Genomic DNA, 11,216 nt, shown 5'->3' on the forward strand with positions numbered 1-11,216 from the left:
GGCCATCCTTCTCTCGAACGGATAATACCTTACGGCGAAATGATACTGGATAGGTCATTCACAAATTATAATCAATTTATATGTGATTGGCTATAGAGAGAAAAATGGTGCCAAGAGAGAAAAAATGAGCGAGTTTGGAGGATTTCCTGAAACTTTAAAATACGCAAGAACCCTTAAGAATCCCTGCGAACCCACGAGAGAAGGCAAAAAAAAACCAACCGGATGAAGGGTTGGTTTTTGGTGTTGGTGGAGGCGGCGGGAATTGAACCCGCGTCCGCAAGCCCTCTACAGACAGTTCTACATACTTAGCCAAGTTTATTTAATTTAACCTGTCATCCGCCAACCGGCAGGCTGATGAAAGGCGAGTTACCTATTTTTTAGTACTTTGCAAAGTAACCCTGCAAAATACGATCCTCGTTAGTGACTCCACTGCCTGTTGCCAGACCCGGCGTTGAGGCCCACCGGTGTGGAGTTCAGCCGGATTAAGCGGCTAAAGCGTAGTTTTCGTCGTTTGCGACTATTTTTTTTCAGATGTATTTACGAGGTAACTGATCCTCGGTATGCCCTGCACTGCTTTGCAACCCACGTCGAAGCCGGATCGCCCCCCAAGATAATTTATACTGAATAATAAGATTATGCTGATACGAAAAAGTTCAGTTCAAGTGTATGATTCTAACAGAATCTTTGAATTGATTCTAACAAAATGCCCTAAATATATTTGAGCAAATCTTCAGGATGATCAATGAGATGATCTGCACCCCAGGATTCGGGTGGCGTATCGTTGCCCAGATAACCATAGCGGGCAACAATTGGTTTTATTCCAGCAGCCACACTGGCCTTGACATCACGAATGTCGTCACCGAGATAAATACAATTCTGTGGGGAAACATTAATTAGGTGACATGCAGTAAGCAGTGGTTCCGGGTGGGGCTTGGTATGAGCCGTCTCATCGCCACTGATAATGCAGGCTGCCCTGTGATGTAGCCCTAATGCCTGCACGAGGGGTTGAGTGAAGCGAGCAGGTTTGTTGGTCACGATTCCCCAAGGCAGATTTCGAATATCCAGTTGATCCAGCACGTTGGTCATACCTGGAAATAAGCAGGTATCGTGACATAAACGTTCGGCGTAAAAGCGGAGGAACTCATCGCGCATCATTTCATACTCTGAATCAGTTGGCGTGAGATTGAAGCCGAGATGCAGTAATCCACGTGATCCAGCCGATGCTTGACGGCGAATAAGTGTAATGGGCAAAGGAGATAATCCCCTTGCTATGCGTTGCCGATTGAGTGCATGACCCAGATCAGGCGCAGTATCGGCAATGGTGCCATCAAAATCGAAAAGAATTGCCTCAGTCATTTATCAACTTTTAAGCTCGGAATGCCATGATATAGTTGACACTCGTATCGGCTTCAAGTGCATAAACTTTAGTAATGGGGTTGTAGGTCATACCAATAATTCTGGCTTCGTTTAATCCTGCAGCTCGCGCCATGCGCGCAATCTCAGAGGGTTTGAGAAATTTTGCGTATTCGTGAGTGCCTTTTGGTAATAGTTTAAGGATGTATTCGGCACCAAGAATGGCAAAGAGGTAGGATTTCGGGTTACGATTGATAGTCGAAAAAAAGACCCAGCCATCGGGTTTAGTTAGGTGAGCGCATGCTCGTATTACGCTGGCAGGATCGGGTACATGCTCCAGCATTTCCATACAAGTGACGATATCAAAATGGTGTGGTTGCTCTTTGGCAAGCATCTCGACAGTAATTTTTCGATAATTAACCTGCTGTCCACTTTCGAGCAAATGGAGTTTAGCGACTTTCAGTGCTTTATCGCTCAAATCGATACCAGTCGTGTTTGCTCCGCGTGCAGCCATTGCTTCAGACAATATGCCGCCACCACAGCCAACATCTACCACAGTTTTTCCTTTCAACCCTCCACTTAATTGATCGATGTAATCCAGTCGTAATGGATTAATGTCATGCAGTGGTTTAAATTCGCTATTAGGATCCCACCAACGATGGGCAAGCTGGCTGAATTTCTCCAGTTCTATCGGATCTGCATTGATACTATCATTTTCCATGCGATTTTTTTTATCCTATATTTTAGCTATTGAGGCGTTTCTGCCATTGTATTGCTCGATTGATCAATTCCTTCTCGTTCAGAGTAACAAGTTCTCCGTCATCCAGCAATAGCTTGCCATTGACCCAGACGTGGCTAACATGTTCTTGGCCAGCGACATAAACAAGATGTGAAACAGGATCAAAACAAGAGGAAAGCGTTAGTCCGGAGAAATCAACGGCGGTGATATCTGCAGCTTTGCCAATCGATAAAGAACCCGTGATTTTATCGAGCCCCAATGCAATGGCGCCGTTCAGAGTAGCCATGCGTAGCGCTTGATGAGCAGGAAGCGCTTCTGCCTTGTTACTATTGGCCTTGGCAAGCAAAGCGGTAAGTCGCATTTCTTCAAACATGTCAAGGCAATTGTTACTGGCGGCGCCATCTGTACCAATACCGACATTGATTCCATGGGCTAATAAATCAGTAACCGGAGCAAATCCGCTCGCTAATTTAAGATTGGAAGAAGGGCAATGTGCAACATTGCAATTTTGTTGTTTGAGTAGCTTAATTTCTTTTTCGATCAAATGCACCATATGCACTGCAATTAGCTTGGGGCCAAGCAAGCCAAGTTGGTGTAAACGTGCAAGCGGACGAAGCCCGCAGGTATTTAGGCTGTGCATAATTTCATCATGAGTTTCATGCAGGTGAATATGCACAGGTAAATCGAGCTGATCAGCGTAAGTCATGATATTGGCTAAGACTCTATCATTGACGGTATAAGGTGCATGGGGTGCCAAACAGAACGATAGCTGTGGGTGTTGAGGATACTGGCCACGCAGTGCCAGCCCTTTAGCCAGATAATCATCAGCATCACTGGCATAGGAAGAAGGAAAATCAATAACAATTAATCCAATAGCTGCCCGCATACCGGTTTCAATGACAGCCTTAGCAGTAACTTCCGGAAAATAGTACATGTCATTAAAACAAGTAATCCCTCCTTTAAGCATTTCAGCGCAAGCTAGCTTTACCCCATCCAGCACAAAATTTGCATCAACAAATTGTTTTTCTGTTGGCCAGATATGATGATTGAGCCATTCCATTAGAGGCAAATCATCAGCTAAGCCACGCAGCAATGTCATAGCTGCATGCGTGTGCAAATTGATTAAGCCTGGGATGACCACATGACGATTAAGGGCAATATGATTAAGAGAAGTGAATTGTGTTCGTGCCTGTGAACTTGGTAGGATAGCTTTGATAATACCATCGTCAATCACTATGGCATGATCGATCAAAACAGTTTTTTCTGGTTCGACTGGAATGATCCAATGTGCTTCAATGATTGTATCAACGGTTACAGGACTGGTCATTTTTATTGCATTTTAAAAAAAAGCCCTGCACACATTGTGCAGGGCTTTTTATCTTGAATTTGAATGGAACGTAGAAACTAATCTTAGTGACCTTCTCGTGTGCCTGCTACTTCAATTTCTACCCGGCGATCAGGTGCCAAGCAGTCAATCAGCCCCTTGGTTTTTTTCTCACCTATGCAACTTCCGCCTGTTACCGGATTAGCTTCTCCTTTACCATCCGTAAAAATACGATCTGGACTAATTCCATTGGAAGTTACCAGGTAATGCTTGACTGCTTCAGCACGTCTCATGGAAAGGTTTTTATTATAGTCTTCCGAGCCAATACGGTCAGCATAGCCAACAGCAATGATAAGGTCGTATTTAATACCTCTTAGTTTACTTGCAAAGATATCCAGAGATTCCTTTCCTTCAGGTTTAAGGACAGCTTTGTCAAAATCAAATAGTGCATCTGCAGAAAAGGAGATTTTTTCTGGCTCGGTCAGAGCAGGTGCGGGAGCCGGCGCTACTGGTTTTGCAGCAACTTTTTCTTCTGGTTTTTTGACTAAATCTGGATCACATTCATAAACTGCCATGGCTGGTGTCCAGAAGCCTGTACGCCAACATAAGCCTGTAGAATTTCGGGTTACGACTCCACGATCATCTGTATTATAAGCTTCTGCTTTGTTTGCATCGCTTTCGCCTTGTTTATAACGTGTTTCAGCAAAAGCCATTGTTGAAAGTAAGAGTAGTGATAAAACGACTGCTTCTATTAGGTATTTTCTGGTCGACGTTATCTTTTTCATGCTATTGTCCTTTTGATAATTTTGCTTCACTCAAAAATAACCCCACAAAATCATTTGTTGCTGATGCGATCTCGTGACACTCATCAAAAAATTGATAATTAATGCGCTACTTGAGCGGATTATGAGTCCAGCTTTTTATTTTTGTCAAACCAGTTTGTTGCTATTATGCAACACTGTGGCAATCAATTGAACTGACCTGATAGAATAAGTCGATACAATATTATTTTAGACAGTTTCTAAATAGAATGTTCTATAGCTGGAATTTAAATCGTACTCAGAATAATTGATGATAACGTCTCGCCTATTTTTCGATGACATCGAGATACCTATAAAATGTTTTATTTGATTCTGAAGAATCAAGAGATGCTTATTAACCTACTGTTGTTACAGGATGGGGCATGAGCGGCTCATCTATCTATGCGTTAACGAACTTTGAAACCGAGTGTGCCAGTGAATGATTTCCCCAATGTGACTATTTCTGCTTATAACCTGAGTCGTAGTTTTGGTAGGCATATTGCCGTGCACAGAGTTGATCTGGAATTAAAGCGAGGCGAGGTATTGGGCCTGTTGGGTCCTAATGGTGCGGGAAAAAGCACGACCATGCAGATGCTAACTGGTAACTTGGCGCCAACAAGTGGTAGTGTGCAAATCTGTGGTATTGATTTGCTTAAAAATCCTCGTGAGGCCAAACGCCATATTGGTTATTTGCCTGAAAATCCACCATTGTATAAAGAATTGACAGTGGATGAATATCTCCAATTTGCTGCTAGATTGCACCATATCGATTTATCAAGAATCGATTCTGTATTGACTGAGGTCAAACAACGCTGCGGACTCAGTAATATAGGGAAGCGACTGATCAGTACATTATCCAAGGGTTATCAACAACGTGTAGGAATTGCGCAGGCGATTATTCATCAGCCTGAGGTTATCATTCTTGATGAACCCTCTGTGGGGTTAGATCCCAATCAGATACGAGAGATTCGTATTCTAATTCGTGAACTTGGTAAATCTTCCAGTGTTCTTCTTTCCACTCATATACTGTCGGAACTCGAAAGTGTATGCGATCGAGTGCAAATCATGAATCAGGGCATTATGGTATTTAATGCTGCGCTAGCAGAACTTAAACAAAAGAATCTCAGCCTTGAGCGAATTTTTGAGCAATTTACTCTAAGAAACGAAAATACTGGAAATTAATAAGATGATTTTGACGATTGCCAGGAAGGAATTGAAATTACTGTTTGTTTCGCCACTGGCCTGGACCTTTCTTGCGCTGATCCAGTTAATGTTAACTTGGGTTTTTTTGGGGCGACTCGATGCTTTTTTAGAACTGCAATCACAATTCATGCAGATTGCCAATCCGCCTGGGGCGACAGAAGTTATCATAGTGCCGGTATTTGCGGTGGCATCATTGGTATTGTTAATGGCAACACCCTTATTTACGATGCGCCTAATGGCAGAAGAGTGGCGTAATCACACTATGACCTTATTAATCTCTGCGCCGATTTCCATGACGGCTATTGTGCTGGGTAAATTCCTGGGGTTATTGATATTCTTTTTATTAGTTACGCTACTTGCTGTGATGTTGTCCCTTTCTTTACTCGTTGGGGGAACAATGGATCTTGGCTTACTATTAAGCAATGCCATCGGTTTATTACTGCTGGCTGCCTGTTTTGTTTCTGTTGGATTATATATATCCAGCTTGACTTCCCATCCAGCAATTGCCGCGGTAGGGACATTAGGTGTATTGCTAGCTTTATGGATAGCAGATATTGTTGCAAGTGATGCAGGTAGTGTTATACAGAATTTTTCATTGCTCAGGCATTATGAAAGCTTGAATCGTGGTTTGATTGATTCATTCAGTCTCGTTTTTTTGGTTCTTTTTATCGTTACTTTCCTCATATTGACTATTCGTCGTCTGGATGGAGAACGGCTTCATGGGTGAGTCCGGGTTGCCAGTGTTTTTTGGTGCATGATCTGAATGATTACAGTTAATAGAAAATTGCGACTCCATCTGCTGCTACAGAATGGGCTATTTGTTGTACTGCTCTTGATACTGGTTGGTATGCTGGGTTATCTGGCGTTTGAGTTTCGTACGCAATGGGATATCAGTCAGAATAGTCGTAATAGCTTGAGTGAGGCAAGCCTGGAGGTATTGCGAAAACTCGATGGCCCAGTGAATGTCACGGTTTATGCCACTAACCAGGATCCTCAGCTAGGCGATATCAGAAAGATTATCAGCGATTTTGTAGTTGCCTACCAACGAATTAAACCTGATCTTGCACTTAACTTTATTGATCCAGTTGAGCAGCCTCATCTTGCTCAAGAAGTGGGCGTCAGAATGAATGGTGAGATGGTGATATCCTTGGATGGCCGAAGTGAACATATTACGACTATTAATGAGCAAACATTTACCAATGCATTGATGCGATTGGCTCGATCTGACCAAAAGCAATTAATGATGCTTTCAGGTCATGGCGAACGTAAGCTAGATGGCATTGCCAATCGTGATATGGGAGACTTTGGCAAAAAATTGGCAGAAGCTGGCTTTAAAGGCGAAGCACTTAATCTTGCCAGCACGCTGGAAATTCCATCCAACATAAGTGCGCTCATCATCGCTTCCCCACAAACTGATTTACTGGCTGGTGAAGTGGATAAACTACTCGATTACATTGAGCATGGCGGCAATTTGTTATGGTTGGTAGATCAGGAATCACTATACGGCCTGTTACCGCTAGCCGAAAAATTAGGTTTGACTTTCACACCCGGTGTGGTGGTTGATCCACAGGCTAAACGATTGAGGGCGCCTGTCACATTTGCATTGGGAACAATTTATGGTCAGCATGTTATTACTGAAGATTTTGATTTCATTACGGTATTTCCTTTTGCACGGCAGATTATTTTCAATGAAAACGAGGAATGGTATGGTGTTTCATTGGTTGAGGTGGCGCCAGAAGGATGGGTGGAGACTGGAGAGCTGAATGATGAGGCCACTTTTGATGAAACCAATGATGTGGCAGGTCCGGTTAGCGTAGCGGTAGCACTGAATCGTACTATCGATGCTCGCGAGCAACGTATCGTTATTGTCGGAAGTGGGCATTTTCTTGCAAATTCCTATCTTGGGAATGGCGGTAATATTGATTTTGGAATTAATCTGGTTAACTGGCTTACAGGTGATGAGGATTTGATTACCATTCAACCTCGGGCAACCATCGATAGTCAATTAATGTTAGACGAATCTGCATTAACCGTGATCGTAATTAGTTTTCTCATTGTGCTTCCTTTACTGTTCCTAATGAGCGGATTAATTATTTGGTGGTATCGGAGAAGAAGGTAACAGCATGCATTCCCATTCCTGGCTTAATCTGATTATGTTTGCCACAATCGTTGCGCTTGCAACGTTTCTCTATATCAAACCTTCATTGCAGGAAGAGGAATCCTATAAAATTTCATCGCTCTCTGCAGAAGCAGTGCAGCATATCCGTATCGCAAGACAAGGCACTTTGATTGAATTGAGTCGATCTGGTAATCGCTGGCAGATGAGAAAACCTGTGCAAGGCAGAGTGAATGGAGTGAAAGTTGAACGCATTCTCGAAATTCTATCTGCGACAAGCCAGCATCTTTTACCCTCAACGAATTTGAGTCACTATGGTCTGGCATCACCAGTTATTGAGTTGCAAGTTGATCAAGAATCGTTCAGTTTTGGTGATCTGGCACCTATTACCAACGAGCAATATGTGGCAATCAGGCAGCAGGTATTTCTGATTTCACCACACTACGCAGCTACGCTGCCAGTATTACCCACCGATTTGTTAGATTCGAGATTATTTGCGGAAGATGAGATTCCAGTCGAGTTTGTATTGACGCATATTCATTTAAAGCATGGGGAGCATTGGCAAGTGAACTCGCATCATCAGGAACAAGCCTTAAGTCAGGATGAGTTGAATCAATGGGTTCAGGGCTGGCAATTGGCTCAGGCAACCTATTTGACACTGGATTCTGGTAAAGCAGATATGGATGGAGAAGAAATCAGTATTATGCTGCGAGATGGAAGAAAGATTAAGTTGATCGCTGAGCAGAATGAATCTGAGCTAACCTTACTGCGCGAAGACGAAGGTATACGCTACCATTTTCCGAGTAGTATCGGTAAGCGATTACTGGATCCCTTTTCGATTAATAAGGAACAAGCAGTCTTTGCTGAATAATGCCGGAATTACCTGAAGTCGAAGTCACCCGGCGAGGTATTGAACCTTATTTGTTGAATCAGCGTATCGCGCACGCTACAGTTAGAAATTCTCGTTTACGTTGGCCGATTCAGAGTAATCTTGAAGAGATTCTGGTGGGGCAGGAAATAACCGCAATAGTACGACGTGCAAAATATCTCCTGTTCATTTGCAACAAAGGGACATTGATTGTGCATTTGGGCATGTCTGGAAGCTTGCGCTTAGTATTTGCTCGAGTTCCCTCAGAAAAACATGATCATTTTGATCTGGAACTTACCAATGGTGTAATTCTTCGTTTCAGAGATCCTCGTCGTTTTGGAGCAATTCTGTGGAGTACAGGAGATGTCATGCAGTATCCATTGCTGGCGCGACTCGGTGATGAACCATTGTGTTCATCCTTTGATGGGAAAAGCTTGTATGAGAAGACACGGCATCGTATCAGCAGTATTAAGGAAGTACTTATGAACAATCGGATTGTGGTGGGTATTGGTAATATCTATGCTAATGAGGCATTATTTCGTGCCGGTATACATCCCAGAACACTGGCCGGTAAAATTGGTCTGAATCAATATGAGAAATTAGTTTGCTCCATCAAGGCAACTCTTAATGCAGCAATAGAAGCTGGCGGCAGCAGCTTAAGAGATTTTTTTAAGTGCGATGGTAGTCCGGGCTATTTCCAGCTGCAATATTGGGTATATGGCCGGGCAAACCAGCCATGTCGAATATGTGGCAGTATGATTGAACAGATTAAGCAAGGGCAGCGTTCAAGTTTTTATTGTCCAAAATGTCAAAAGTGAGCGTATTGTTTATTTATAAAGTCTGCCAGTAAGTTATTTCTAACCTTTCTAACACGAACGTTATTTTAGGTATGGATTTTATGGCACGGTGGATCATGATTGCTGGTGTAATACTGCTTATTCTGGGCGCAATATTGCATGTGGCTCCCTGGTTATTAAGCTGGTTTGGTAAATTGCCCGGCGATATCAGGATAGAAACAGAGCGAGTAAAGGTTTTTATACCTATTACTTCCATGATTATCGTGAGCATCGTGCTCACGATAATCATAAACATATTCAAGCGCTAAGACGGTTGCTTAAGCCAAAGCAACGAGATATAACCTGAGAATGTTATTGGCGCTGATTTATTAAAACGAGCTAAATACGAGTAATTGCTTGCTTAGAAAAATATGAGTTTGGGAATAATATGAATATTACGTTTGTTGGTGGCGGCAATATGGCCAGCGCTTTGATCGGTGGACTATTGCAGCAAGACTATCCTAGAGCACAAATACATGTTGTAGAAATAAATCCAGAAAATCGGGACAAAATCAAACATCAATTTGGAATAATAACTGGGACTGAGCTTGCAGCAGGTATTATCGATCGCGATGTTATCATTTTGGCAGTTAAGCCACAGCAGCTTTTTACCGTAGCAGAGCAACTCGCTCCCTTACTCACTGGTCAGTTGGTTATTTCTATCGCGGCCGGCATTCGTACGTCAGATTTATCTCGCTGGCTAGGCAGCTATAGCTATATAGTACGGGCCATGCCCAATACTCCTTCCTTGATTCGTGCTGGAGTCACTGGCCTGTATGCGTTACCTACCGTGACTAATCAACAGAAGGAAAATGCTACCTCCATTCTAAATGCGGTGGGATCGGTATTGTGGGTGGAGCAGGAGACGCTATTGGACGCCGTGACTGCTATTTCAGGGAGTGGTCCTGCTTATATTTTCTATTTTATTGAGGCGATGTTACAGGCTGGTGTGGAATTAGGTCTGAGTATAGAGCAAGCAAAACAACTAACTTTGCAAACCTTTTTAGGTGCAGTGCAACTGGCAGGTCAGAGTGAAGAAGATGTTGGTATCTTACGATCTCGGGTAACTTCGAAAGGTGGGACGACTGAGCAGGCACTACTAAAGATGGAGCAGGATGATATTAAAAATGCAATTGTGCGTGCAATTCATGTAGCCTTCAAGCGTGCTCAGCAAATGGGTGATGAATTGGGTAGCAAATAGCCTTTAACTTCTAGTACCAAAATCTTCAGGGAGCAATTGATGTCCAGCCAAATATTAATATTTCTTTTAGATACCGTACTTGGCCTATTTTCCCTTGCGTTACTGCTACGTTTCTATATGCAATTGTTGCGTGCGCCTTACTATAATCCATTATCAAAATTTCTTGTTGCCATTACCAACTTTATCGTTCGGCCGGTGCGTCGGATAATTCCCTCTTGGAGGGGTTTTGATCTTTCCACATTGGTGCTAGCCTGGTTTGCTCAATTTATTATCTTGGTGGGAGTCAATATTTTGCGGGGTTATGAGCTCGATTCATCCGCTGTAAGCATATTCATAGGATTTGGGCTGCTAGCATTGATTGAGCTTGTTAGAATGACGTTGTACATTATTATGATCATGATTATTGTCCAAGCAGTGCTTTCCTGGATTAATCCCTACAGTCCATTAGCACCGATACTTGATAGTTTCACTCGACCAATTTTAGGGATTTTCCAACGCCGTTTCCCCCCTGTCGCCAATGTTGACCTGTCACCTTTGTTCGCCATTATCGTGGTGCAGTTGCTATTAATGATTGTGGCAGGTGTGCAACAGGAAATCTCAGTCATGTTCAGATGAGCTGGTATCAATGTGATGGCAATCACAATCTTATTTTAAGGCTTTATATTCAACCGGGCGCAAAGCATATAGCCAATCACATATAAATTGATTATAATTTGTGAATGACCTATCCAGTATCATTTCGCCGTAAGGTATTATCCGTTCGAGAGAAGGATGGC

General features: G+C 42.9%; 12 protein-coding genes and 1 other RNA gene. 8 read left to right on the forward strand and 5 right to left on the reverse strand.

The window, feature by feature from the left end; genetic code table 11:
- Positions 1-244: 244 nt before the first annotated feature.
- From ssrA to BLV54_RS13185, 5 genes are all read right to left on the reverse strand, one after another.
- Positions 245-606: a transfer-messenger RNA gene (gene ssrA / locus BLV54_RS13165) on the reverse strand.
- A 102-nt stretch (positions 607-708) separates the two neighbouring features.
- Positions 709-1,356 (reverse strand): HAD family hydrolase, encoded by a 648-nt coding sequence (locus BLV54_RS13170; protein WP_090572099.1) that lies wholly within the window; start codon positions 1,354-1,356, stop codon positions 709-711.
- Positions 1,357-1,366: 10 nt separating this feature from the next.
- Positions 1,367-2,074 (reverse strand): bifunctional 2-polyprenyl-6-hydroxyphenol methylase/3-demethylubiquinol 3-O-methyltransferase UbiG, encoded by a 708-nt coding sequence (gene ubiG, locus BLV54_RS13175; protein ID WP_090572100.1) that lies wholly within the window; start codon positions 2,072-2,074, stop codon positions 1,367-1,369.
- A 22-nt stretch (positions 2,075-2,096) separates the two neighbouring features.
- A complete protein-coding gene (locus BLV54_RS13180; RefSeq protein WP_090572101.1) occupies positions 2,097-3,419 on the reverse strand; it encodes a TRZ/ATZ family hydrolase in 1,323 nt (440 codons plus the stop codon).
- 83 nt (positions 3,420-3,502) lie between these two features.
- On the reverse strand, positions 3,503-4,201 hold the full coding sequence (locus tag BLV54_RS13185) for an OmpA family protein (RefSeq protein WP_090572102.1): 699 nt from the start codon (positions 4,199-4,201) through the stop codon (positions 3,503-3,505).
- Between the two features lie 450 nt (positions 4,202-4,651).
- On the opposite strand from BLV54_RS13185, the gene BLV54_RS13190 reads away from it, so the two are divergent.
- From BLV54_RS13190 to BLV54_RS13225, 8 genes are all read left to right on the forward strand, one after another.
- Positions 4,652-5,398 carry an ABC transporter ATP-binding protein gene (locus BLV54_RS13190; RefSeq protein ID WP_090572110.1) on the forward strand — a complete coding sequence of 249 codons (747 nt, stop codon included), beginning with the start codon at positions 4,652-4,654 and terminating at the stop codon, positions 5,396-5,398.
- Between the two features lie 4 nt (positions 5,399-5,402).
- On the forward strand, positions 5,403-6,146 hold the full coding sequence (locus BLV54_RS13195) for an ABC transporter permease (RefSeq protein WP_090572103.1): 744 nt from the start codon (positions 5,403-5,405) through the stop codon (positions 6,144-6,146).
- A gap of 36 nt (positions 6,147-6,182) precedes the next feature.
- A complete protein-coding gene (locus BLV54_RS13200) occupies positions 6,183-7,538 on the forward strand; it encodes a GldG family protein (protein ID WP_090572104.1) in 1,356 nt (451 codons plus the stop codon).
- A gap of 4 nt (positions 7,539-7,542) precedes the next feature.
- On the forward strand, positions 7,543-8,406 hold the full coding sequence (locus tag BLV54_RS13205) for a DUF4340 domain-containing protein (protein ID WP_090572105.1): 864 nt from the start codon (positions 7,543-7,545) through the stop codon (positions 8,404-8,406).
- Positions 8,406-9,221: a bifunctional DNA-formamidopyrimidine glycosylase/DNA-(apurinic or apyrimidinic site) lyase gene (gene mutM / locus BLV54_RS13210; protein WP_090572106.1), complete on the forward strand. Its 816-nt coding sequence runs from the start codon at positions 8,406-8,408 to the stop codon at positions 9,219-9,221. The genes BLV54_RS13205 and mutM overlap by 1 nt, the downstream gene beginning before the upstream one ends.
- Before the next feature lie 80 nt (positions 9,222-9,301).
- Positions 9,302-9,508, forward strand: a complete 207-nt coding sequence (locus BLV54_RS13215) for a DUF2905 domain-containing protein (RefSeq protein WP_090572107.1) — start codon at positions 9,302-9,304, stop codon at positions 9,506-9,508.
- Between the two features lie 119 nt (positions 9,509-9,627).
- Complete coding sequence (gene proC / locus BLV54_RS13220; RefSeq protein WP_090572108.1) at positions 9,628-10,440, forward strand: pyrroline-5-carboxylate reductase; 813 nt, start codon at positions 9,628-9,630, stop codon at positions 10,438-10,440.
- A 39-nt stretch (positions 10,441-10,479) separates the two neighbouring features.
- The gene (locus BLV54_RS13225) at positions 10,480-11,055 is read left to right on the forward strand and encodes a YggT family protein (protein ID WP_090572109.1); all 576 of its coding nucleotides are present in this window, start codon (positions 10,480-10,482) and stop codon (positions 11,053-11,055) included.
- Positions 11,056-11,216: the final 161 nt, after the last annotated feature.

Origin of the sequence: Nitrosomonas sp. Nm33 (assembly GCF_900107265.1) — a bacterium.
GTDB lineage: Bacteria > Pseudomonadota > Gammaproteobacteria > Burkholderiales > Nitrosomonadaceae > Nitrosomonas.

What these genes read in the sequence shown, in the direction of transcription:
- BLV54_RS13170 (WP_090572099.1), bottom strand. Translation starts at nt 1,356, where the DNA reads ATGACTGAGGCAATTCTTTTCGATTTTGATGGCACCATTGCCGATACT.
- ubiG (WP_090572100.1), bottom strand. Translation starts at nt 2,074, where the DNA reads ATGGAAAATGATAGTATCAATGCAGATCCGATAGAACTGGAGAAATTC.
- BLV54_RS13180 (WP_090572101.1), bottom strand. Translation starts at nt 3,419, where the DNA reads ATGACCAGTCCTGTAACCGTTGATACAATCATTGAAGCACATTGGATC.
- BLV54_RS13185 (WP_090572102.1), bottom strand. Translation starts at nt 4,201, where the DNA reads ATGAAAAAGATAACGTCGACCAGAAAATACCTAATAGAAGCAGTCGTT.
- BLV54_RS13195 (WP_090572103.1), top strand. Translation starts at nt 5,403, where the DNA reads ATGATTTTGACGATTGCCAGGAAGGAATTGAAATTACTGTTTGTTTCG.
- BLV54_RS13200 (WP_090572104.1), top strand. Translation starts at nt 6,183, where the DNA reads ATGATTACAGTTAATAGAAAATTGCGACTCCATCTGCTGCTACAGAAT.
- BLV54_RS13205 (WP_090572105.1), top strand. Translation starts at nt 7,543, where the DNA reads ATGCATTCCCATTCCTGGCTTAATCTGATTATGTTTGCCACAATCGTT.
- mutM (WP_090572106.1), top strand. Translation starts at nt 8,406, where the DNA reads ATGCCGGAATTACCTGAAGTCGAAGTCACCCGGCGAGGTATTGAACCT.
- BLV54_RS13215 (WP_090572107.1), top strand. Translation starts at nt 9,302, where the DNA reads ATGGCACGGTGGATCATGATTGCTGGTGTAATACTGCTTATTCTGGGC.
- proC (WP_090572108.1), top strand. Translation starts at nt 9,628, where the DNA reads ATGAATATTACGTTTGTTGGTGGCGGCAATATGGCCAGCGCTTTGATC.
- BLV54_RS13225 (WP_090572109.1), top strand. Translation starts at nt 10,480, where the DNA reads ATGTCCAGCCAAATATTAATATTTCTTTTAGATACCGTACTTGGCCTA.